Source organism: Sphingobium terrigena (genome assembly GCF_003591655.1).
GTDB classification, from domain to species: Bacteria; Pseudomonadota; Alphaproteobacteria; order Sphingomonadales; family Sphingomonadaceae; genus Sphingobium; species Sphingobium terrigena.
On the sequence record NZ_QVRA01000017.1, the window covers coordinates 21,396 to 42,962 of the forward strand.

Annotated in this window: 19 protein-coding genes; 9 read left to right on the top strand and 10 right to left on the bottom strand. The window is 63.2% G+C overall.

Features of this window, described 5'->3' with window-relative positions; genetic code table 11:
* The first annotated feature begins 9 nt into the window (after positions 1 to 9).
* The 5 genes from D0Z70_RS16690 (at position 10) to D0Z70_RS16710 (ending at position 3,684) form a co-directional block, all read left to right on the top strand.
* Entirely contained in the window at positions 10 to 1,185 is a 1,176-nt protein-coding gene (locus tag D0Z70_RS16690) for an amine dehydrogenase large subunit (protein ID WP_182914004.1), read from the top strand.
* 2 nt (positions 1,186 to 1,187) lie between these two features.
* Positions 1,188 to 1,718 (top strand): MauE/DoxX family redox-associated membrane protein, encoded by a 531-nt coding sequence (locus D0Z70_RS16695; RefSeq protein WP_119748416.1) that lies wholly within the window; start codon positions 1,188 to 1,190, stop codon positions 1,716 to 1,718.
* Between the two features lie 6 nt (positions 1,719 to 1,724).
* On the top strand, positions 1,725 to 2,327 hold the full coding sequence (locus D0Z70_RS16700; RefSeq protein ID WP_119748418.1) for a thioredoxin domain-containing protein: 603 nt from the start codon (positions 1,725 to 1,727) through the stop codon (positions 2,325 to 2,327).
* Positions 2,328 to 2,350: 23 nt separating this feature from the next.
* Positions 2,351 to 2,896 (top strand): methylamine dehydrogenase light chain, encoded by a 546-nt coding sequence (locus D0Z70_RS16705; protein WP_119748420.1) that lies wholly within the window; start codon positions 2,351 to 2,353, stop codon positions 2,894 to 2,896.
* A 281-nt stretch (positions 2,897 to 3,177) separates the two neighbouring features.
* The gene (locus D0Z70_RS16710) at positions 3,178 to 3,684 is read left to right on the top strand and encodes a cytochrome c family protein (RefSeq protein WP_119748422.1); all 507 of its coding nucleotides are present in this window, start codon (positions 3,178 to 3,180) and stop codon (positions 3,682 to 3,684) included.
* Positions 3,685 to 3,763: 79 nt separating this feature from the next.
* Here D0Z70_RS16710 and D0Z70_RS16715 read toward each other — a convergent pair whose 3' ends face one another.
* Entirely contained in the window at positions 3,764 to 6,496 is a 2,733-nt protein-coding gene (locus D0Z70_RS16715; protein WP_420820388.1) for a TonB-dependent receptor, read from the bottom strand.
* A gap of 369 nt (positions 6,497 to 6,865) precedes the next feature.
* Between D0Z70_RS16715 and D0Z70_RS16720 the strand changes: the two genes are divergently transcribed.
* Positions 6,866 to 8,896 (top strand): tetratricopeptide repeat-containing sulfotransferase family protein, encoded by a 2,031-nt coding sequence (locus tag D0Z70_RS16720; protein ID WP_119748526.1) that lies wholly within the window; start codon positions 6,866 to 6,868, stop codon positions 8,894 to 8,896.
* Here the strand turns inward: D0Z70_RS16720 and D0Z70_RS16725 are convergent.
* Positions 8,884 to 10,311: an APC family permease gene (locus tag D0Z70_RS16725; RefSeq protein ID WP_119748426.1), complete on the bottom strand. Its 1,428-nt coding sequence runs from the start codon at positions 10,309 to 10,311 to the stop codon at positions 8,884 to 8,886. The two genes, D0Z70_RS16720 and D0Z70_RS16725, sit on opposite strands and share 13 nt — an antisense overlap.
* The gene (gene speB / locus D0Z70_RS16730) at positions 10,308 to 11,351 is read right to left on the bottom strand and encodes an agmatinase (RefSeq protein WP_119748428.1); all 1,044 of its coding nucleotides are present in this window, start codon (positions 11,349 to 11,351) and stop codon (positions 10,308 to 10,310) included. Before speB ends, D0Z70_RS16725 begins: the two co-directional genes overlap by 4 nt.
* A 107-nt stretch (positions 11,352 to 11,458) precedes the next feature.
* On the opposite strand from speB, the gene D0Z70_RS16735 reads away from it, so the two are divergent.
* The gene (locus tag D0Z70_RS16735) at positions 11,459 to 12,466 is read left to right on the top strand and encodes an Ldh family oxidoreductase (RefSeq protein ID WP_119748430.1); all 1,008 of its coding nucleotides are present in this window, start codon (positions 11,459 to 11,461) and stop codon (positions 12,464 to 12,466) included.
* Positions 12,467 to 12,538: 72 nt separating this feature from the next.
* Here the strand turns inward: D0Z70_RS16735 and urtE are convergent, their stop codons facing one another.
* The 5 genes from urtE to urtA form a co-directional block, all read right to left on the bottom strand.
* The gene (gene urtE / locus D0Z70_RS16740; RefSeq protein WP_119748432.1) at positions 12,539 to 13,252 is read right to left on the bottom strand and encodes an urea ABC transporter ATP-binding subunit UrtE; all 714 of its coding nucleotides are present in this window, start codon (positions 13,250 to 13,252) and stop codon (positions 12,539 to 12,541) included.
* Positions 13,249 to 14,007 carry an urea ABC transporter ATP-binding protein UrtD gene (urtD, locus tag D0Z70_RS16745; RefSeq protein WP_119748434.1) on the bottom strand — a complete coding sequence of 253 codons (759 nt, stop codon included), beginning with the start codon at positions 14,005 to 14,007 and terminating at the stop codon, positions 13,249 to 13,251. The genes urtE and urtD overlap by 4 nt, the downstream gene beginning before the upstream one ends.
* The gene (gene urtC, locus D0Z70_RS16750) at positions 14,004 to 15,032 is read right to left on the bottom strand and encodes an urea ABC transporter permease subunit UrtC (protein WP_182914005.1); all 1,029 of its coding nucleotides are present in this window, start codon (positions 15,030 to 15,032) and stop codon (positions 14,004 to 14,006) included. Before urtC ends, urtD begins: the two co-directional genes overlap by 4 nt.
* Complete coding sequence (gene urtB, locus D0Z70_RS16755; protein WP_119748436.1) at positions 15,025 to 15,912, bottom strand: urea ABC transporter permease subunit UrtB; 888 nt, start codon at positions 15,910 to 15,912, stop codon at positions 15,025 to 15,027. Before urtB ends, urtC begins: the two co-directional genes overlap by 8 nt.
* A 165-nt stretch (positions 15,913 to 16,077) precedes the next feature.
* On the bottom strand, positions 16,078 to 17,289 hold the full coding sequence (urtA, locus tag D0Z70_RS16760; RefSeq protein WP_119748438.1) for an urea ABC transporter substrate-binding protein: 1,212 nt from the start codon (positions 17,287 to 17,289) through the stop codon (positions 16,078 to 16,080).
* Between the two features lie 139 nt (positions 17,290 to 17,428).
* Between urtA and D0Z70_RS16765 the strand changes: the two genes are divergently transcribed.
* Together D0Z70_RS16765 and D0Z70_RS16770 are read left to right on the top strand one after the other, a co-directional pair.
* Complete coding sequence (locus D0Z70_RS16765; protein ID WP_119748440.1) at positions 17,429 to 18,286, top strand: peptidyl-prolyl cis-trans isomerase; 858 nt, start codon at positions 17,429 to 17,431, stop codon at positions 18,284 to 18,286.
* On the top strand, positions 18,270 to 19,268 hold the full coding sequence (locus D0Z70_RS16770; RefSeq protein ID WP_239018979.1) for a HupE/UreJ family protein: 999 nt from the start codon (positions 18,270 to 18,272) through the stop codon (positions 19,266 to 19,268). Before D0Z70_RS16765 ends, D0Z70_RS16770 begins: the two co-directional genes overlap by 17 nt.
* Here D0Z70_RS16770 and qhpE read toward each other — a convergent pair.
* On the bottom strand, positions 19,202 to 19,915 hold the full coding sequence (gene qhpE, locus D0Z70_RS16775) for a subtilisin-like serine protease QhpE (RefSeq protein WP_239018980.1): 714 nt from the start codon (positions 19,913 to 19,915) through the stop codon (positions 19,202 to 19,204). The genes D0Z70_RS16770 and qhpE overlap by 67 nt on opposite strands.
* The gene (locus D0Z70_RS16780) at positions 19,869 to 21,482 is read right to left on the bottom strand and encodes an ABC transporter ATP-binding protein (RefSeq protein WP_420820389.1); all 1,614 of its coding nucleotides are present in this window, start codon (positions 21,480 to 21,482) and stop codon (positions 19,869 to 19,871) included. The genes qhpE and D0Z70_RS16780 overlap by 47 nt, the downstream gene beginning before the upstream one ends.
* Positions 21,483 to 21,567 lie beyond the last annotated feature (85 nt).

Genomic DNA, 21,567 nt, shown 5'->3' on the forward strand with positions numbered 1-21,567 from the left:
TCACGCCAGATGCCGAGGACCGCCGCCAGGGGATTGTTCGCCGCCGCCGCATGGGGCTGGGCACTGCTTGTCAGCCCGGCTCAGGCCGCGCCCGCCGATACCAGCGCCGTGCTGGAAATGGAGACGTCCGACGTCCTGACCATCACCCCGCCCAAACCGACCTGGTTCTTTGTCGATGGTGGCTGGGACATGCCCGGCACCAGCATCTTCGACGGCGAAACCGGCAAGATGAAGGGCATGGTCGAAACCCGCCGCCTGGCCGATTTCGCGATCGATCCGGCGGGCAAATTTTATTATGTCGCCGAAACCATCTGGTCGAAGGGCGATCGCGGTACGCGGCAGGACATGGTGTCGGTCTATGACAGCCAGACATTGAACCTGATCACCGAAGTCCCCCTGCCCGGCCGCATCTTGATCGGGTCGCGCAAAAATAACTTCATCGTGAGCGACGATGGCAAGACCGCTTATGTCTATGATTTCAGTCCTGTGTCCGGGGTGAATATCGTCGATCTGGTCAAGCGCAAATTCGTGACTGCGGTGGAACTGCCCGGCTGCGCCAGCCTGATGCCCAATCCCGGTATTGGCTTTTCCGCACTCTGCTCGGACGGCTCGCTCGCCACGGTAGCGATCAAGGGGACCAAGGCGGATATCAGCCATAGCGCGCCCTTCTTCTCGGCGACCGATGATCCGATTTTCGACAACTTCACTTATGACAAGCGCAAGAAGGAAACGACCTTCCTGACCTATACCGGCCAGATTTATCAGGCCAAGCTGGGTGCGACGCCGACCATCTCTGCCCCCTTCTCGATCCAGGCGGCGGCGGGTATTCGTCCGGGTGAAACCAAGCCGCTGGAGCTGAACTGGTATCCGGGCGGCCGCCAACCCATGGCGCTCCACCGTCCGTCCGGCCATCTGTTCGTCTTGATGCATATGGGCGAATATTGGTCGCACAAGGCGTCCGGCACCGAAGTGTGGGAGGTTGACCTGGCCACGCAAAAGGTTGTCAAGCGCCGCGCCCTCAAGGAGCCGATGAACAATATCGAAGTGTCGCAGACCGACAAGCCGCTACTGTTCATGAACGGCGAAGAAGGCAGCGCGATCGTCGTCGACGTCGCGACTGGCGAGGAAAAGCACAAGATTGAGAAGGCCGGGGGCAGCACCATCACGGTTGCGGACCCGTCCTGACCATGGCGCTGGGGCTGGCGATCATGGGATTGGCCGCATCGGTGGGCGTTGGCCTGATCCTGCTGATCGCGGGCTTGGAAAAGCTGCGGCATCGCATAGTGCTGCCGGGCGTGATCGCCAATTACCGGCTGCTCCCCGCCGGGCTGGGCGGGCCTGCCGCGATGATCCTGCCGATCGCTGAAATCGGGATTGGCGGCGCGCTGATCGCGGGTGTTGCGCCCTTGCCGGTCATACTGGCTATCCTCCTCCTGACGCTGTTCGGGGTGGCGATGGCGATCAATATCCGGCGCGGCCGCACCCAGATTGATTGCGGTTGTGGCCGGTCGCAATTGCGCCATCCGATCGGCTGGCCGCTGGTTGCTCGCAATGCCGTGCTGGCCCTGCTGCTGGTGCCGCGCTTGTGGCCTGCGGCGCCGCTCGGTGCGATGGATATCGGCACGGCCATGGTCGGCGGTGTCGCGCTCTATCTGGCCTATCTGCTCTGCAATTCCATCGGCGCGCTGATCGCGTCGCCCGCCGCCTACCGGAGATAAGCATTCATGATGACATCGCTCATTCTCTCGCAAATTCTGTCATGGATCGTGATCCTGGGCCTTGGCGTGGCGCTGCTGGCGGTCGCGCGGCAGGTCGGTGTGTTGCACATTCGGGTTGCGCCCGCCGGAGCGCTGACCACCAGCGGTGGCCCGGCGGTCGGCGACGCCACGGTCAAGGTCGACGCCCGCCTGCTGGACGGCGCGCCGGTGACGATCGGCGGTCATGCGCATGACGTGCCGCTGCGCCTGCTTATGTTCGTGTCGGCGCAATGCCCGTTGTGCAAGTCGATCATCCCGATGGCCAAATCCTTCGCCCGCGACGAGCGGGTTGCGCTCAGCTTCGTCGGTGATGATGACGCCGCCGCCCAGCGGGCGATGATCGCGCAGCACGGGCTGGAGGCCTATCCCTTCGTCAATGGTCCCGAAGTCGGCCAGGCCTTTGGCGTTGCCAAGTTGCCCTATGCCGTGTTGCTGGACGCGGAAGGGACGATCCTGTCCAAGGGGCTGGTGAACAGCCGCGAACATCTCGAAAGCCTGGTTGTGGCCCATGAAATGGGGATCAAAACCGTGCAGGATTATATCGGATCGTTAAAGGCGCAGGCAGCCTGAACGGCATATAGGGGGTCAGTGACATGAAGAAGTTTGACGCCGACGCCATGGGGGAACGCCTGTTGCGCAAGCTGGCTGGCGGCACATCGCGCCGTTCGATGCTCTCGCGGCTGGGGGCGGCGCTGGTGGCGGCGCCCGCTTTCCCGCTCTTGCCGGTCAGCCGCGCCGAAGCGGCCAAGCCCGACCGGTCGCCGGAGGGCAAGACAGGTTTCGCGCGTAACGCCCAGACCAAGGATGATACCAAATGCGATTATTGGCGCTATTGCGCCATTGACGGTGCGCTTTGCACCTGTTGCGGCGGCGGTATCCACAGCTGTCCGCCAGGGGCCGAGCCATCGCCTGTTTCCTGGGTCGGCACCTGCATCAACCCGGACGACGGCAAAGCCTATCTGATCGCCTATCGCGACTGTTGCGGCAAACCCGCCTGCGGCCAGTGCGGTTGCGACAATACCGACCGCGAAACCCAGCTCTATATGCCACAGCTCAATAATGACGTGATCTGGTGCTTCGGCACGACCAGCATGGAATATCATTGTTCGACCGCGGTGCTGGTGGGAACTGCCAGTTAGGGTGCAGACCCATAAATTGCGAGGTCGAGATGGAGACGAAAATGGTTGGTGGGAGGGAGCGAGCGCTGCGAGATAGCGGGACTATCTTGCAAGCGTTCGACCGCTCCACCGGTCATTTTCGTCCCACCCCTCCGGGGCAGGATTGTCCGGGTCCTGTGGCACGTCGAAGCCCTCGACCGGGCAATCTTGCCCGCTCTTCGCGCTTCTCCTCCCACAGAATCCCGGACAATCCTGTCTCGATCCTCGCAATTCATGCGTCTGCACCCTAGGGCTTTATTGCGATGCGCAGACTATTATTCGGCTCCCTGCTCCTGATCGGCGCGGTCGGCATTGGCCGCGCCGCGCTGCCGCCATTGGGCGTGCTGCCTGCTGCGATCACCGACCCGGATATGGCACGGACCGACTATGCCGAACATTGCGGCGGCTGCCATGGAATCCAGGGCAGCGCGGCCCCTGCGGCCCTTCCCGAACTGCGCGGGCGGGTCGGCTGGTTTATGTGTACGCCCCAGTCGCGCGCCTATCTCATCCGCCTGCCCAATATCGCGCATAGCCGGATTAGCGACAATCAGCAGCTCGCCGATCTGGTCAATTATATGGTCTTTGGCCTGGGCGGGGCGAGTGTCCCCAAGGGTTCAAAGCCTTTCACAGCCGATGAGGTCGCGCATGAGCGGCGATTCGCCCTGACATCGGCTTCGCTCAAGGCCGAACGCGCCCGCTATGTCGATGTCGCGATCCGTCAATGCGGTGCGCCGGTGACCATGCGGCTGCTGTATCCGGGGCAGAAATAGGCGGCTCTAAAACCAAATGGGTAAAATAATGCCGCCGGATCGCTGACCCGGCGGCATGTTCAATTTCATCCCTAGCCCGTTAGAATTTCTGGCCGAAGCGGATGCCGAAAAATTGCGGCTTGATGGTGAAGGTGCGCGACGAGCCGGAACAGAAGTCGATCGAACAGAAGGTATTTTTGGTCAGCTGCCCGCGCTTGTCAAAAGCGTTCTGGATGAACAGCGTCAGGCTCCAATTGTCCTTCTTGACGCCCCCGGAAAAGTCGAAGCTGACAAAGCCCTTCGTGTTGCCGAGCAGCGCATTATTGTCGACGTTCAGATCCTGCGTCGCCCCGGTCTGGTAGAGTGCTGCACCCTGCACATAGGCGCTATAGTCGCCCAGATAGGTGTCGTAGCGGATTGAGGTCGTGCCCTTGAACTTGGGCTGGCGCGGCAGGCGGGTGCCGTTTGCGGCAGCGACCTGTGGCGTTGGCGGACTAGATTCCGGCACATCCTCACCCAGCGTACAGCTGGACAGTTGGGAAATGGACGAGGTGTCACGGTCCAACGCGAAGTTACAGAAATTGCCCTTCAACTTGCCGTCATTATAAGCGCCGGAGGTGGAGATCGTCACCTTGCCCAGCTTCAGGTCGGCATCATATTCGATACCCTTGACCACCGCCTTGCCCGCATTGCCGGTCATGCCCGCACCCTGCGCGCCCGACACGACGACACCATATTGGATATTATTCCATTTCTCATAATAGACCGCCGCATTGAAGCGGAAGATATTGTTCCAGGTCGTTTTGACGCCCAGCTCGAAATTGGTGAGCGTTTCGGACTTGAACGGGGCGACATCCACTGGACCAAAGTTACGGATGCGCAGCGGACGGTTGAATCCGCCGGGACGGAAGCCGGTGGAATAGTTGAAATAGACCATCTTGTCGGGCTGGAACTGCCAGTCGAGCGCCACCTTATGCGTCTCGCCCTTTTCCTTGTATCGCCCGGTCTGGTCGGGCGCGCGGAAATTGGTGTTGAGGCATTGCAGGCGCTCGGCAGGAAGCGGGGTGGGGCAGCCCATTTCCCCGGTCGGGACAAAAACCGACGTGACCGTATTGGCCGCAGATCCCGCGACACCGGCAAAGCCCTTGACCGCATAATCGGTCCAGAAATAGCGGATGCCGCCGGTCAGCTTCAATGTCGGCGTGATGTTGTAATGGCCTTCGGCGAAGATCGCCTTGTCATGATAAAGCTGGTTCTGCTCCGTGATGTAGAAGCCGTCACCCTTTACCGCCTGTGTCCCCAGCAGCATCGTGCCAAGCGGATTGCCGTTGGGGTTGATGACGTTGCCGGTGTCGAAGAAGGGGTTGCCATCCTCATCATAGTCAATCCCGTACATGGCCGGGACGCCGATCAGGCCACCCGGCACGTCGCCGCCGCCGGTTGCGGTATAGCCGGTGATCGTGTCCAGCCCGCGAATGGAATAATAGGTGTTCGTCTTGTTCTTCTGCCGCTGGTAAAAGCCGCCGATCGTGACGTCGAACGGCCAGTCCTTGGGCGTCGACAGGCGCAATTCCTGTGTGAATTTGTTGCGGTGCGTATCGGCATGATAGAATTGCGTCGGGTCGATCAGCGAACATTTCTGCGCAGCGCCTGACCCGGTGCAATTGTCGAAAAATTGCAGATAGCTTTCATAGCCCGGCCCGAAGCCGTCATAGGTGACGGTGTAATAAGTATAATCGTTGAGCGTGCGGGTCCGGCGCTTGAAGAAACCGGTGGCGGAAACCAGATCCCAGTCGCCGATATGGCCATGGATGCTGAGCGCCGCCTGATACCAGCGATCGTCATTTTTGGTCTGGTCGTAATCATGCACTTCCAGATCGCCGACGCGGTGATCGAAGCCGAAATAGCCGTTGGCAACCTGCTTTTGCGCCGTGATTTCCGGCGCGACCGACCAGCCATCGACCGGTTCCCACAGCAATTGCACGCGACCGCCAAATTCCTTGATCGTGTTATAATCATCTTTGGCGATGTCGCTATTGTCGAGGTTGAAGAAGGTCGCCGGATTATTGTCGCCCAACGTGTAAACAGCTGGCGCGCCATTGTTGAGCAGGCCGTTATTGGGCGTATTGTCGATATAGCCGCCATCGCGCCGATAATAGCCCATGGCGCGCACGGCCAATGTGTCGCTCAGCGGCACGTTGATGTAGGATTCCAACTGACCGCCAAAGTCGCCCTTGCCATATTTATTGGCCTCGACATCATAACCAAACTCGAACTTGTCCATATTGGGCTTGTTGGTGATGATGCGGATGGTGCCTGCCAGCGATCCCGCGCCATAAAGCGTGCCTTGCGGCCCGGCCAGCGCCTCGACCCGTTCCAGATCATAAGCGTGAATATCGGGCACTTCGGTGCCGGTGATGGGAATGTCGTTAAGATAATAGCCGACCGAGGCATAGGCACCGCCCGCAGGCACGATGCCGCGGAAAAAGGCGGTGTTGCGGCCCGGCCCGATCCCTTCGAACGAAACCGACGGCAGCAGCGCAGCGAAATCGCTCAAGCCCTTGACCTGCCGTTCTGCCAGCGTTTCGGCACCCAGCGCCTGCATGGAGATCGGCACTTTCTGGATGCTCTGCGCGCTGCGGGTCGCGGTGACGACGATTTCAGTCAGGCCGCCGCCTGCTTCATCGGCTGGCAGCGCCATTGCCGGATCGGCGGCGGGGTCTGCAACGGCATCGGCGGCGCGCGCCATACCTGCTGCGCCCAGACCGGCCAATATGGTTGTCACCCCCAATATCTTTACAAACTGCGACCGGCGGCGAGACTGAATCTTCATGGTGTTGGACTCCCCCTTGAAAAGATGCCCTCCACTCTCCCAAATCGCGGTTTCCCCGCGTGATTATGACGCATTGCAGCACATTGTCAGATGGCGCGTCGCAGCCCGCATTTTGCAAGAGCAAAACAACCCCGCGACCAGAAACGGCGCACGCCTCCAGACCTGCCGTACAACGGCACGGCATCATAATTTACCTGTATTCCCCTTGGACTTTCGTCATTTCGTACGTTTGTCCAACTTTGATAATGCTGTAACGATTGCAGGAGTCAACAGCCTAATTTTGCTGTTCCTGCCCTTCAATCGCACCTTTTGTTGCGCAACTGCAATATCCTGTTCATTGTGCAGACGAGAAAGGAAGCAAAACCCGCCATGGAAGCTGCCTCGCGCCCTGCCACCCCCCCTTCCGTTGCGCTCAGGGAGGCGCTTGGCCATGCTGCCACCTTACTGGATGCGCAGCCGGCGGAGGCGCTGGCGCAGGCCGAATCGATACTGAAGCAAGCCCCCGGACTCCCGCCCGCAGAGTTGCTGGCGGCACAGGCGCTGCGACGGCTGGGTCAGGCCGAAACCGCTCTTTCGCGCCTTGCCGCGCTTGCCCGTCGCCAGCCCGGCGTGCCTGCATTGCTTTGGGAACTGGCGCAGGCCGCCAGCGAAACGGGCGACAGCCCGCAGGCCATCGCCGCGCTGGAAAGCCTGACCCGGCAGCAACCCGGCGTGGCAAGCGGCTGGTTTTTGTTGGCTAGGGAATTGCGGAAGGTCGGCCGCACCGACCATGCGTGGCGCGCCGACCTGTCAGGCATCCATGCTTCCTCGCGCGATCGCGACCTGCTCGAAGCGGCGATGGCGATGAATGAGGGGCGTCTGGAGGATGCAGCGACGATCCTTGATACGCGACTTGCGCGGTTGCCAGACGATCCGGCCGCCACCCGGTTGCTGGGCGAAATATATTGGCGGCGCGGGGATATGAGTGCGGCGCTGACGCTGGTCGAACGCGCGGTGGCCACCGCGCCCGGATTCGATCTGGCGCGCGATTTTCTGATCCGCCTGCTGCTCCAGAATAACCGCCTGACCGACGCGCTTGCCCATGCCGAGATATTGGCGCAGTCGCCGCTCGACAATCCGGGCTATGCGCTGCTGCGGGCGTCGGTGCTGGTGCGGCTGGGCGATCAGGCGCAAGCGGCGGCCATTTACGAAGGATTACTGGCGCAAAAGCCGGATCAGCCACAGCTGTGGCAGAATCTGGGCCATGCGCTCAAGACGCTGGGGCGGCAGGCCGACGCCATCCACGCCTATCGTCAGGCGGTATATTATCAACCGACCATGGGAGAGGCCTGGTGGAGCCTCGCCAACCTCAAGACGGTGAAGCTCGACGCGCAGGATATTGCGGCGATGGAGCAGGCGCTCACGACCCTGGCGCCAGAGGCAGCGGCGAAAAGCGAGGATATTTTTCACCTCCATTTCTCGTTGGGCAAGGCGCTGGAGGATGCACACAATTATGCCGCATCCTTTGGCCATTATGATCGCGGCAACCGCCTGCGCCGCACTTTGCTATCCTATGACGCCGATGAATTTGCCACCGAAGTGCAGGCGACCGCAGACTGCTTCACCAGCGCCTTTATCACAAAGAGCGGCAAGGGCGGCTGCCCCGCGCCCGACCCCATCTTCATCGTCGGCCTGCCCCGGTCAGGCTCCACATTGATCGAGCAAATCCTCTCCAGCCACAGCCAGGTCGAAGGGACGATGGAATTGCCGGAGATGATGATCATCGCCAGCCGCCTGCAATCGCGCATCGACGAGGGTGAATTTCCCGATTTCGCCACGATGATCGCGTCGCTCACCCCCGCCGACCGGCAAAGACTGGGCGAGGAATATGTCGAACGCACCCGCGTCCACCGCCAGAGCAACCGGCCCCGTTTCATCGACAAGATGCCCAATAATTGGCAGCATGTCGGGCTGATCCGGCTCATCCTGCCCAACGCCAAAATCATCGACGCGCGGCGTCATCCGATGGGCTGCTGCTTTTCAGGCTGGAAACAGCATTTCGCGCGCGGTCAGGCCTTCACTTACGACCTGAACGAAATCGGCCGCTATTATAGCGATTATGTCGCGCTGATGGCGGCGTTCAATGCCGCCGCACCCAGCCATGTCCACCGCGTCCATTATGAGCAGATGGTCGCCGACACGCCGGGCGAAGTCGCACGGCTGCTGGATTATCTCGGCCTGCCATTCGAGGAAGCCTGCCTTGCCTTCTGGCGGACGGAGCGGGCGGTGCGTACCGCCAGTTCGGAACAGGTACGCCAGCCGATCTTCACCGACGGCGTCGATCATTGGCGGCATTTTGCGCCATGGCTCGGCCCGCTGGAGCAGGCATTGGGACCGGTGATCGCGGCCTATCCAGCCTGAAGCGAGGCGGGCGAGGGGTGCCAGCGCCGTTGCCCCATCACCAGCGCAATGCCCAGCACGAGCCAGCCCAGCATCAGCCAGATTTCCAGTGGTATGCCCGTCGCCATGCCAAAGGGCGCGATGATCGCTGCACTTGTCACGATCGTCGCGCCGATCGCGACAGGCAAGAGCAGCCCCTGCCCGCCCGGCAGAATGAAGGCAGGGCGGGTCTCTCCCCTATCGATCGCGCGCAACCGCATCAGCGCAAAGAGCGCAACCGCCGCGATCGCCGTGGTGCAGATCGTCCCCATCGCAATGATCGGGCTGATCGCGCCGCGCCCGGCCAGCACGCCAAGGCAGGTCCATCCGCCGACCAGCAATGCCGCGCGCCGGGGCGCGCCGCTCTTTGCGTCAACATGGGCAAGCCCCGCTGGCAGGAAACCCGCCCGTGCCTGCGCCAAGATGACCCGCGTCGCCGACAAATGCATCGCGTTCCAGGTTTTGAGCAGCGACGCCATCGCGACCAGCAATATGCCCTTGGTCGCGACGCCGCCGGCCAGCGCATGGTCGAACGCCGCTGCAACCGGCAGCGCGCCCGACGTCAGATCGCGCCAGGGGATGAGCGAGGCGGAGGCGATGATGATGAGGCTGTAGAAGATCGCGGCGACCACAACCGCCAGCATCATCGCCTTGGCTACGGTATGGAAGCTGGTGCCGGGCGCGCGTTCCTCGACGGCGGACGCTGCCGTCTGGAAACCCGACAGCCACATGCCTGCCACGCCCAGCATCACGAACATGCCGCCAGCAAAACTGCCGCCATGGGCAGGCTCGAACAGGGGTTGCCAGTTGGCGGGATCGCCCTGAACGAAACCGATCACCACCAGCAGCGCCGATGCGCCGAGAAAGGCGAAGGTCACCAGCTTTTGAAAGCCCACCGCGACCTTGGCTCCCGCCGCATTGAGCAGCGTCATCACCACCGCCCCTGTTAGCCCGATACCCAAGTCCAGCGCCGTGATCGACTTGCCCAGAAAGCTGTAGAGCGGCGGCCACCCGGCCATCGCCGACACCAGATTTTCGAGGAACCAGGACAAGGCCAGTCCTTCAAAGGCGCAAATGCCCACAAAATAGAGGGTCAGGAACCAGCCGGTGACAAATCCCGGCCACGGGCCGAACGCCTTTTCGACAAAGACGAACTCGGCCCCGGCGCGCGGCACTCGCGCGACCAGTTCGGCATAGGCGGCGGCGACCGGCACCATCAGCAGCGTCATGCCCAAAAAGGCGAGCACCGCGCCGCCCGGCCCGGCGGGCGTCACCCACTCGCCCATCAACACCATCCATGCCGATCCGACGATGGTGCCGAAAGCAAGCGCAAAGAAGCCGGGACCGGTAACGCCGCGCCGCAGCGCCGGTTCGGGTGGAATGCCGGTGTCGCTCATCGGCGCAGATACACCAGGCAAAGCAATTGAAACAGCATTTGCGCGGCAGCCTGCGCCGTCACCGTGCCGGGATCATATTCGGGCGCGACTTCCACCACGTCGCCGCCGATAATGTCGATGCCGGCCAGCCCGCGCAGCAGTTGCAATGCCTCCCGCGTGGTTAGCCCGCCTACTTCCGGTGTGCCAGTGCCGGGTGCGAATACCGGGTCGAGGCCGTCGACATCGAAAGTGACATAGGTGGGGCCATCGCCGACCACCTCCAGCGCCTTGGCCACCACCGCGTTCATGCCCATGGTCGCGACATCTTCGGCATGGATGACCGTCATGCCGCTGGCATAGGAAAATTCCCACAGATATTCCGCGCCGCCCCTGATGCCGATCTGGATCGATCGCTTAGGGTCCAATACCCCGGCCAGCACGGCTTCACGGAAGGGCGCGCCGTGATGGAATTTAGAGCCTTCATAAATGCCGCCCGTGTCGCAATGGGCATCGAAATGGACCATGCCCATCGGCCCGCGCGTGGCCGCCAGCCCCTTCATGATCGACCCGGTGATGCTGTGATCGCCCCCCACCGACAGCGGGATCGCCTTGGTCGCGCCGATCATGGCATAGCAGGCTTCGATATCGGCATGGCACAGCGCCAGATCATAGCGGCTCTGCATCGCCACATCACCGACATCGGCGACCGTCAGATGGTTCATCGGCGCGACCCGCAGCGCATGTTCATAGGGACCGATGCGGTCGATCGCGCGGACGGCGCGCGGGCCATAGCGTGCACCGGGTCGATTGGTGACGCCCAGATCCATCGGCACGCCGATCAGCGCCACGTCCAGTGTATCAAGCGTCTCCGCTGCCAGCCCGCCCGCAATATAGGGCGCATCGAGCAGCGTCGAAGGCTCGGCAAAGGGCCACCGCCTTTTGTCCCCGCTCTTGAACTGAAGCCCAGCCACCTCGCGAAAATGCGAATCGTGAATGTCGGCCCCGCCGCCCCCGGCATAAAGGCGGCGAAGGTCGTCGAGATCGATCGGTTCGTCGGGCATGGCGTCCAGTCTGGACGGCGGCGAAAGGGCGGCAATGGGGCAAAGAACGTATGGCTTCGCGCGCGCGAAGCGTTGCGCCCCGATGCAAAGCAGGAAAGGGTAGTGCCATGACCCATATGGATTTCGACGCGCTGGTCGCGCTGCTCCGCCGCATCTTCCTGGCCAATGGCACGTCCGAAGCGGTGGCCGACATATTGGCCCGCAATTGCGCCAGCGCCGAACGGGACGGCGCGATGAGCCATGGCCTGTTCCGCATGGCAGGCTATGTCTCCACCCTGCGCAGCGGCTGGGTCGATGGGCGGGCGCAACCACAGTTGGAGGATGGTGGCGCGTCCTTCCTGCGGGTGGATGCCGCCAACGGTTTTGCCCAGCCCGCGCTTGCCATCGCCGCGCCAATGGCGATCGACAAGGCGCGCGCGACCGGCGCCTGCGTCGTCGCCATCCGGCGATCGCATCATTTCGCTGCGCTCTGGCCCGATGTCGAACCGTTCGCGCAGCAGGGGCTGGTCGCCATCGCCATGGTCAACAGCATGGCCTATGTCGCGCCGCCCGGCGCGCGGCACCCGGTCTATGGCACCAACCCGCTGGCCTTCGCCGCGCCGCGCGCCGACGAGCGCATTGTCGTGTTCGATCAGGCGGTCAGCGTGCTGGCCCATGGCGACGTGCAAATCGCCGCGCGCGATGGCCATATGTTACCCGCCGATGCTGGCGTCGATGCGGCGGGGCAGCCCACGCGCGATCCGCAAGCTGTGCTGGATGGCGGGGCGCTCCTGCCCTTTGGCGGGCATAAGGGCGCGGCCATTGCGCTGATGATCGAGATCATGGCCGCCGCGCTGACCGGCGGGTTGTTTTCGGCGGAGGTGGATTGGTCCGCTCATCCCGGCGCGCAAACGCCCTGTACTGGCGAGTGCCTGATCCTGATCGATCCCAGCCGGAGCGGATCGGCGGTGGGGTTTGCGGATCGGGTGGAGCAAATGGTCACCGCGCTGCAAGAAGCGGGGCAGGCCCGTATGCCCGGCGACCGCCGCTTCGCCGCGCGCGAAAAGGCAATGCGTGAGGGCATTCCGGTCAGCGCACACATGCTGCGCCAGTTGGAGGCGCTGACCACGGCATAGAGAGCGATAAACTCACCTTGGCCCGTTCGTTTCGAGCGAAGGTTGGGAGTTTTGCTCTAACCTCATCTCGCCCTAAATCTGCACCAGATGCGCGACATCTTTCGCGCTTTCCTCGGCAATCGCGCCCTGCCGGATGATCCGCCCATTCTGCATCGCGCAATAGCGATCGGCAAAGCGCCAGACGAAATCGAGATATTGTTCGACCACCAGCACCGTCATGCCCAGCTGGTCGCGGACATGGACCAAAGCCGCCTCGATCTGCTGCACGACATTGGGCTGGATGCCCTCGGTCGGCTCGTCCAGCAGCAGCAGGCTGGGTTCGCCCGCCAGCGCGCGACCGATCGCCAGTTGCTGCTGCTCGCCACCCGACAGAAACCCCGCCGCGCGGGCGCGAATGTCGTAGAGTTTGGGGAACAGGTCGAAAATATGCGGCGGCACTTTGGCTGCCCCCCCGCCCCGCCCGGTCAGCGCCGACAGACCCGTTTCCAGATTTTCCATCACCGTCAGTTGCGGAAACACATGCCGCCCCTGCGGCACGAAGCCGATCCCCGCACGCGACCGTTTGTGCGCAGGCAGCGCGGTGATGTCCTGCCCGTCGAAGCGGATCGTCCCGCCCGTCACCGGCCGCGTCCCCATGATCGTGTGCAGCAGCGTCGTCTTCCCCACGCCATTGCGGCCGATCAGCGCCATCACCTGCCCGCGCGCCAGCGTCAGTTCCACGTCCCACAAGACCTGGCTCTGGCCATAGGCGCTCGACAGGCCGTCCATTTCCAGCAGCGCGCTCATGCGGTGTGGCCCAGATAGACGGCGGCGACTTCCGGGTCGGCGCGCACTTCGGCGACGCTGCCCTGCTTCAGGAATTTGCCCTGATGCATCACCGTGACCGGCGCGGCCAATTGCTCGACAAAGCTCATATCATGGTCGATCACCAGCACGGTGCGGCTGTGGCCCAGCCCCAATATCAGCTCCGCCGTGCGGCTGGTTTCCGCCGGCCCCATGCCCGCGGTCGGCTCGTCCAGCAGAAGCAGTTCCGCGCCCGTCGCCATCACCATCGCGATTTCCAGCCATTGCTTCTCGCCATGGGCCAGCGTCCCTGCCTCCACCGTGGCGCGATGGGTCAGGCCGACGCTCTCCAGCGCCTCGTCCACCGCTGCGCGCTCGTCCGCCGGGATGCCGGTGCCAAGGCTCTTCCACCAGCGCCGGTCGCGGCGGGCGGCGAGCGCCAGATTGTCGCGCACGCTCAAGGTCGGCAGCACGCCGGGTGCCTGAAACTTGCGGCATATGCCGCGCGCGACGATCGCCTGTTCGGGCAAACGGTGGATTTCCTCGCCCTTGAAGATCACCCGGCCCGTGCTGGGCCGCACCCGGCCGATGATCGTGTCGCACAAGGTCGATTTTCCTGCCCCGTTCGGGCCGATGACCACGCGGGTTTCGCCCCGGTTCAGCCTCATCGAAAATCCGTCCAGCGCCTTGAACCCGCTATAGTCGATGGTGACGCCATCGACGCTCAGGATCAGGTCGGATATGGCCGACCCGCTCACGCTGCCTTGCCTTTGGCGATGCCAGCCAGCCCGCGCGGCAGCAGCGTGACGACGAAGATGAACAGCGCGCCCATCAGATAGAGCCACAATTCGGGGAAAGCGCTCGACACCGCATCGCGCGCCAGATTGACCAGCAAGGCGCCGACGATTGCGCCTGCCAGACTGTAGCGCCCGCCGATCGCTACCCACACGACCATTTCGATCGAGGGGACGACGCCGATCAACGCGGGTGAGACCACGCCTGCGTGCAGCGTGAAGAGCGCACCGCCAATCCCGGCCAGCATCGCCGCGATGGCGAAGGCCGCAACCTTGAAGGGCGTCGGGTTATAGCCCAGGAACCGTACGCGATTTTCGCCATCGCGTGCAGCCCGCAGCAATATGCCAAAGCGCGACGCCAGCAGCCAGCGCAGCGCAACGAACGCCCCGCACAATATGGCCAGCGTGATCCAGTAGAGCATCGACCCGGTGCCAGGGCTCGTCAGCCCCACGCCAAAGATCGAGTAGAAATCGGTGAGGCCGTTAAAGCCGCCGGTCACGTCTTGGCGCGAGATGATCAGCGTCGCAAAGGCAAGGCTCAATGCCTGCGTGATGAGCGCGAAATAGGTGCCTCCCACCCGCCGGTGGAACACCGCCCAGGCGAACAGAGCGCCTGCCAGTGTCGGCACAAGGATGATCGCCGCCAGCGTGAAGGCCGGACTGGCAAAGGGTGTCCACCAGAAGGGCAGGCTCTCGCGCCCGCTCCACACCATGAAGTCGGGCAATTCGCCCGCTGGCAGATCGGCCAGCTTCATGTGCAGCGCGATGGCATAGCCACCGAGGCCAAAAAACACGCCCTGCCCCAGGCTTAAAATACCGCCATGGCCCCAAATGAGGACTAGCCCGAGGGCAAGGATGCCCATCGCCATGAAGCGGGCGAGCAGGTTGAGATCATAGCTGGACAGCGCAAAGGGCGCAGCGATGCCCAGCGCCAGCAACAGCCACGGCAATACCGGTTTGAGCGGCGAAAGGCGGGAGAGATCAGGCATCGAGCTGGCGGGTCTTTACGGCGACGACGCCTTGCGGGCGCACCTGGATGAAGAGGATGACGAACACCAGCAGCAGCATCTGCGCCACGCTGACATCGACGAAGATCTGCGCCAGTGCGGCGAACAGCCCCAATATGATCGCCGATGCGGTCGTGCCGACGATGCTGCCAAGCCCGCCCATCACAACGACCAGGAAGGCGGGGATGATATAGCTTTGCCCGACATTGGGCGTTACCGGACCCAGCAGCGCGAGCATGACGCCAGCCAGCCCCGCGACCCCGGAGCCAAGGCAGAAGATGGTGAAATCGACGCGCTTGACGTCGATGCCGCTGGCCGACGCCATCATCCGGTCCTGATTGACGGCCCGCACCAGTAGGCCGATCCGCGTCTTGAGCAGCAGCAATGCCAGCCCACCCAGCACCAGCGCGGCAATCGCGATGATGAACAGCCGCGCCGACGGCAAAGTGACGCCGAACGCCACGAAGTTGCCCGTCAGCCATTCGGGCGCGCGCACCTCCACCCCGATCGCGCCAAACAGGTCGCGTGCGCCCTGTTGGAGGATGAGGCTGACGCCCCACGTCGCCAGCAGCGTGTCGAGCGGGCGCGCGGACAGGTGGCGGATGAGGGTCGACTGGATGAACCCGCCCATCGCCGCTGCGCCCAAGAACGCGACCGGGATGGCGAGCAAAATCCCCAGCGCGCCCGGCACCACCAGCAATGTCATCCAGGCGAGGTAGCCGCCCAGCATCAACATTTCGCCATGCGCCATGTTGATGACGCGCATCAGCCCGAAGGAGAGGGCAAGGCCAAGCGCGGCCAACAGATAGAGCGAGGCGAGCGAGGCGCCGTTGAACAGTTGGTTGAGGAAAAGGGCGTCCATTATACCACCGCCCGGAAGGATCGTTTCACCCCGTTTTTTCCGTCATTCCCGCGAAGGCGGGACACGAGAGTGCGCCGAAGGCAATCCATCTCCCGACTTCGCGCCGGTCGCTGGGGCCGGAGATGTATCCCCGCCTTCGCGGGGATGACGGGTTTGATCGGCATTTTACAGCTTGCAAGACTTGCCGGGGAAGGCCAGCGCGTCATAGGGTTCGGGGGCGATGTCCTTGCCGCTGTCGGCGATGATCTCGAACTGGCCGTCGGCCTTCAATTTGCCGATATAGGCTTTCTGCACCAGGCTTTGGTTGGCCGCAAAGCTGACCGTCCCCATCGGCGTGACAAAGCCGCCGAGCGAAGCCGCCGCCTTGCGCACCGCGTCGGGATCAAAGCTCTTGGCCTTCTCCACCGCCGCCTTCCACGCATAGACGTCCAGATAGCCATGGACCATCGGGTCGGTGATCGCCGCGTCCTTGCCGAACTTGGCCTTGTAGGCGGCGATGAACTTGGCGTTGGCGTCGCCGGTCAGGCTTTGAAAATAATTCCAGGCGGCATAGCTGCCCTCGACCAGACCCGCGCCCATTGCCTGCGCTTCCTGTTCGCCGATGGAAAAGGACATGACCGGCATCGTCTTGGGGCTGATCCCGGCGGCCTGCATCTGCTTGAAGAAGGCGACATTAGAGTCGCCGTTCAGCGTGTTGATGATGATCGCGGGTTTGGCCTGTGCGATCTTGGCGATGACGCCGGAAAAGTCGGTGCCGCCCAATGGCACATAGGCTTCGCCCAGCACCTGCATCCCGCCCTTCTCGATATGCTTTTTCAGGATCAGGTTGGCGGTGCGGGGATAGACATAGTCGGACCCGACCAGAAAGAAGCTCTTATAGCCCTGTTTCACCGCCCATTCGAGCGCTGGCAGCGCCTGCTGATTGGGCTGCGCACCTGAATACATGATGTTGGGCGAACATTCATTGCCCTCAAACTGCACCGGATACCAGAGCAGGTTCTTGGTCCGCTCGAACACCGGCAGCATCGCCTTGCGGCTGGCCGACGTCCAGCCGCCAAACACGGTGGCAACCTTGTCGCTCTCGATCAGCTTGGAGGCTTTTTGCGCGAAGGTCGACGGATCGGACGCGCCATCCTCGACCAGCGCGTTGATCTGCTTGCCCAGCACACCGCCAGTCGCGTTAATCTCCTCGATCGCCAGCATTTCCGCATTCTTCACGGTGATCTCGCTGATCGCCATCGTGCCGGTCAGCGATTGCAGCACGCCCACCGCCACGCTGTCGCCCGCAGGCGCGCTCGCCTTGTCCCCGCCGGAACAGGAAGCCAGCGCCAGCGCGCAGGCAGAGGTGGCAAGCATGAGCAGCCTGGATCGGATCATGATGTGTAGGTCTCCCCCTGGCAGGCCGGTTGTGGCGCTGCAGCAATCTGGACCGCTAAAGGCTATGGAAAGCCGCCTATCCCCCGTATGCGTCATTTGACGTAGGCACCCGCGCGCAGGCTCATCCTAATATTGCGCCATGGCAGACGGGGCGGGACAGATGGCGACGGACGCGATGGTGGCGAAATCTTCAGCTTCGGCACCCCATATCCTTGCCATGGCGCGCAAGGCCATCCGCGATCCGCTGGTGGCTTTCATGGCTGCCGGAGTAGCGCTGTTCGGCGGCTATTCCATCATCGAACGCGCCCAAAAACCGCCGGTCGTTTTCACCCCGCAGGTCGAACAGGCGATGGTCGGGGAATATGAAACGCTGGTCGGTCGCCCCGCCACTGCCGCTGACAAGGCGCGGATCAAGCGCGATTATCTGGCCGAGGAACTGCTGTTTCGCGAGGCGATCGACCGCAACATGCACCTGACCGACGGGGAAACCCGCAAGCGGCTGGTGGACAAGGTTCGCTACCTGATCGCGGGCGCGCCGCCCGAACCAAGCGAGGAGCAACTGGTCAATCATTATGCCGACAATCTGGCGCAATATCGCGCTGAGCCGCGCACAAGTTTTACCCAGGTCTACTTGGCGCAGAAGCCTGCCGACGCCGCATTGTTACTGGCGCAGCTCAATGCTGGCGAAACCATAGCGGGCGACGATTTCTGGCTGGGCCGGGCCTTCCCGCGCTATGGCGATTCGATGGTGCGCGGCATTTTCGGCCAGCCTTTCGTCGCCACGCTGAAAGCCGCGCCGGAAGGCCGCTGGTTCGGCCCGGTCCGATCTCCGCGCGGCTGGCATTTCGTGCGCAAGAGCGAGAGCATCGCCAGCGCCATGATCCCCTTCCCCGCCATCCGCGATCAGGTGCGGCAGGATTATATGATCGCCCACAGCAATGCCGCCATCGACAAGGCGCTGTCGGGCCTCAAGGAGAAATATGATGTGGAAGAATAGTCTGGCCGCGCTCCTGCTCTTGTTCGCCGCGCTGCTGCCGGGCGCTGCGATGGCCGACATCTTCCTGTCCGCCGATTTCGCCCTGACGCGGGGTGAGGACGCGAACACATATGAATTTACCGCCGCCGTGCCGGAAACGGTCGGCCAGCCTGCGCCGGTCGTCTGGCCGGATGGGTGTAGCCAGACCGCCATGACGCGCCAGTCGAGCGGCGGGCGGGCGCAATATGCCTTTGAATTTGCCTGCGAACGCCCCTTTGCCGCAGGTGACATGATCCAGACGCCGTGGCGCGCCGATGGCGGACGTTTCGTCACCAATGTCATGGGTAGTCAAGTCGATCGCAGCCTGACCGGGGATAGGAACGGTATTGCAATACCCGTTGGTGAAGCCGCTGCAACGCAGCGCCCCCTGACCCAGATCGCGCCGGAATTCCTGGCGCAGGGGGTCTGGCACATCTGGCTGGGCTGGGACCATCTCGCCTTCGTCCTCTGCCTCGCCCTGCTGGCGCGGGGCCGGGAATTATTGTGGCTTGTCAATGCTTTCACCGCCGGTCACTCTGTCTCACTCGCTGTCGCCTTTTTTGAACTGGTTCGCGTTCCCGTCCCCCCGGTCGAGGCCGCTATCGCCCTGTCGATCGCCTTCATGGCCCGCGAGGCGCTGCTGGTCGGGAAGGGGGAACAGGGGTTCGCCTTCCGCCGACAACTGACTGTCGTCTCGCTGTTGGGCCTGCTCCATGGCCTTGGCTTTGCCACCGCACTGGGCGAACTGGGCGTGAAGGCGGGCGAGAAGCTACCTGCGCTGATCTTCTTCAACATTGGCGTCGAAGCCGGGCAATTGCTGTTCGTCGGCGCAATCATCGCGGCACTGGCGGGCCTGCGCGCTATCTCGCTGGCCACACCGGTGCGGGTCGCTGCGCTCTATGCGGTCGGCGCGATCGGCTGCTTCTGGATGGTCGAGCGGGTCGCGGGGTTCGGCATTGCCTGACGCTCCCGCGCGATGATCCCGCTGACATTGGCGACAGCGAAGCTGACCCCGTAAAGATTGCGCCGCTGTTCGACACCGGGGATTGGGCGGGGATGGCCAGAGGCATGGATGATCCCGCCCCGCTCAACATAGGTTTCACGGGGACAGTCCCAGTCGAGACTGACGCCCCACACCCCGTCCAGACTGCCCGGATAGCAAAGCTGCCCATCCACATCGCGCGCCGCGACGATCAGCACCCCCGCAATCTCGGCCCGTGCCACCGCTGCCGCAAGGGCCGCGCCATGCGCCGGATTGATTGTACCAAGGCTGAGGTTGATCATATCGACCCGCGCCTCCACTGCCCGGTCGATCGCGCTGACCAAGGCGCGCGCGCTGGCACGCAGGGCTTCGTGAAAGACCCGGATCGGCAGGCATAGCGCATCGGGTGCCTGCTCCATGATCGCGGCAGTCACCGCCGTGCCATGGCCCAAACTGTCCAGCGTATCGCCTTCGCTTACGCCGCCATCGCGCGCCACGGCACAGCCCGGCAGCAAGCGCGCGGCATCGATATGCGGATGGTCGGGATGTACCCCGCTGTCGATGATGGCGATGCGCACTGGATCAGGCATGAGCCATTTCGCCGCGCTGCGCCACTTGCGCGCGTCCATCGGCCAGCGTCACGGTCATGTCGGCCATCTGCGCCATGGCGGGCTTGTGGGTGATGATGATGATCGTCGCATCCGGCAGCGCGCCACGCAGTCGCCCGGCGATCAGTTGCTCGGTCTCGCTATCCAGCGCGGAGGTCGGCTCGTCCAATATCAATATGCTGGGCGACCGCAGCAGCGCCCGCGCCAGCACGATCCGCTGTCGCTCCCCCGCCGACAGCGCCATGCCGCGCTCCCCTGCCCGCGTCTCATAACCCAGCGGCAGCCGTGCGATAAAGTCGTCCAGTCCCGCCGCATGGGCCGCTGCCTCGATCTGGGCCTGCCGCACGCCGGGCGAGGCAAAGCCGATATTGGCCGCGATCGTATCGTTGAACAGATAGGGCGACTGGTCGACCAGGATGATCTCCCGCCGCACATCGTCAAGGCGGTAGTCGCGCAGGTCGCGACCATTGACCAGCACCCGCCCCGCATCAGGATCGAGATAGCGGACCATGAGGTCGGCCATGGTCGATTTCCCCACGCCGCTCGGCCCCAAAATCGCGCACAGACTGCCCGCCGGGATCGTCAGGTCAATGTCGCGCAACACCGCGTCACGATCATAGCGCATCGCCACCCGATCAAACCGCATCGCCCCCGCCCGCGTCAGCTGCACCGCATCAACGCGCTCGACCACTTCAGCCTGCGTGTCGAACAGCTCGAAAATCCGCCCCAGGGACACCCGCGCCGACGCCAGCCCCGACGTCAGCCCCATCAGCGTCTGGATCGGCGAGAGCAGCCGCATATGATAGGTCATGAACGCGACCAGCGTGCCGATGCTCATCCCATCCTCGATGATGCGCCAGCCGCCATAGAGAATCACCGCAGACGTCGCCGCCGTCATCAGCGTGCCGGGCAGCGCCCCGGTCATATAGGAGGCGACCTGCATCCGCAGCATCGCGCCGACAAAAGCGTCATTCTTCTGCCGGAAGCGCCCGACCTCATGCTCGCCCGCGCGGAGCGAGGCGACGACCCGCATCCCCATCACCGTATCAACCAGCAGGCTGCCCAGATCTGCGCCCTTTTCCCGCATGTCGCGGGTCAGTGCGGTCAGCCGCCGCTGATAATAGGCGAAGGTTGCAAGGCTGGCCGGGACGAGCACTACGCTCACCAGAAACAACCGCCAGTCGAGCCACAGCATCATCGCCACGCAGCCGACGAAGAATAGCAGATTGCTGACCACCGACAGCAAGGTGTCCGACGCAATCCGCTGGACGTCGCTCACATCGCTGTTCATCCGCGACACGAGATCGCCCAGGCGGAAGCTGCCATAGAAACGCGGCGAGAGCGTCTGGAGATGGCGCAGCAGGGCCGCCCGAATATCGTAAAGCATCGCTGCCGATAGCGAAACATAGCGATAGCTAGCCAAGATATTGACTGCGAACCCGGCGATTGTCACAGCGATCATGATCGCCGCAATCCGCACCAGCGCGCCCATATCCCGCCGCAACAGCGCCTCATCGATCATCAGCTTCGACAGATAGGGTTGGGCCAGCCCCAGCGCGGTGGAGATGAGGCTGATCGCCAGCACCATGATGAGCGCGCCGCGATAGGGCCGCAGGAAGGGCGTCAGCCGCTTGTAGGCGCTCCAGTCGGCGACGGGGGGCGAGAGATTAGTC

Excerpts from the sequence above, each read along its gene's own strand:
- urtB (WP_119748436.1), bottom strand. The coding sequence starts at position 15,912 with ATGGACGCCCTTTTCCTCAACCAACTGTTCAACGGCGCCTCGCTCGCC.
- qhpE (WP_239018980.1), bottom strand. The coding sequence starts at position 19,915 with ATGGACGCGCGCAAGTGGCGCAGCGCGGCGAAATGGCTCATGCCTGAT.
- D0Z70_RS16705 (WP_119748420.1), top strand. The coding sequence starts at position 2,351 with ATGAAGAAGTTTGACGCCGACGCCATGGGGGAACGCCTGTTGCGCAAG.
- D0Z70_RS16735 (WP_119748430.1), top strand. The coding sequence starts at position 11,459 with ATGACCCATATGGATTTCGACGCGCTGGTCGCGCTGCTCCGCCGCATC.
- urtA (WP_119748438.1), bottom strand. The coding sequence starts at position 17,289 with ATGATCCGATCCAGGCTGCTCATGCTTGCCACCTCTGCCTGCGCGCTG.
- urtE (WP_119748432.1), bottom strand. The coding sequence starts at position 13,252 with ATGAGCGCGCTGCTGGAAATGGACGGCCTGTCGAGCGCCTATGGCCAG.
- D0Z70_RS16700 (WP_119748418.1), top strand. The coding sequence starts at position 1,725 with ATGATGACATCGCTCATTCTCTCGCAAATTCTGTCATGGATCGTGATC.
- D0Z70_RS16770 (WP_239018979.1), top strand. The coding sequence starts at position 18,270 with ATGATGTGGAAGAATAGTCTGGCCGCGCTCCTGCTCTTGTTCGCCGCG.
- D0Z70_RS16695 (WP_119748416.1), top strand. The coding sequence starts at position 1,188 with ATGGCGCTGGGGCTGGCGATCATGGGATTGGCCGCATCGGTGGGCGTT.
- D0Z70_RS16690 (WP_182914004.1), top strand. The coding sequence starts at position 10 with ATGCCGAGGACCGCCGCCAGGGGATTGTTCGCCGCCGCCGCATGGGGC.
- D0Z70_RS16710 (WP_119748422.1), top strand. The coding sequence starts at position 3,178 with ATGCGCAGACTATTATTCGGCTCCCTGCTCCTGATCGGCGCGGTCGGC.
- speB (WP_119748428.1), bottom strand. The coding sequence starts at position 11,351 with ATGCCCGACGAACCGATCGATCTCGACGACCTTCGCCGCCTTTATGCC.
- D0Z70_RS16765 (WP_119748440.1), top strand. The coding sequence starts at position 17,429 with ATGGCAGACGGGGCGGGACAGATGGCGACGGACGCGATGGTGGCGAAA.
- D0Z70_RS16725 (WP_119748426.1), bottom strand. The coding sequence starts at position 10,311 with ATGAGCGACACCGGCATTCCACCCGAACCGGCGCTGCGGCGCGGCGTT.
- D0Z70_RS16715 (WP_420820388.1), bottom strand. The coding sequence starts at position 6,496 with ATGAAGATTCAGTCTCGCCGCCGGTCGCAGTTTGTAAAGATATTGGGG.
- urtC (WP_182914005.1), bottom strand. The coding sequence starts at position 15,032 with ATGCCTGATCTCTCCCGCCTTTCGCCGCTCAAACCGGTATTGCCGTGG.
- D0Z70_RS16780 (WP_420820389.1), bottom strand. The coding sequence starts at position 21,482 with ATGGTGCTGGCGATCAGCCTCATCTCCACCGCGCTGGGGCTGGCCCAA.
- D0Z70_RS16720 (WP_119748526.1), top strand. The coding sequence starts at position 6,866 with ATGGAAGCTGCCTCGCGCCCTGCCACCCCCCCTTCCGTTGCGCTCAGG.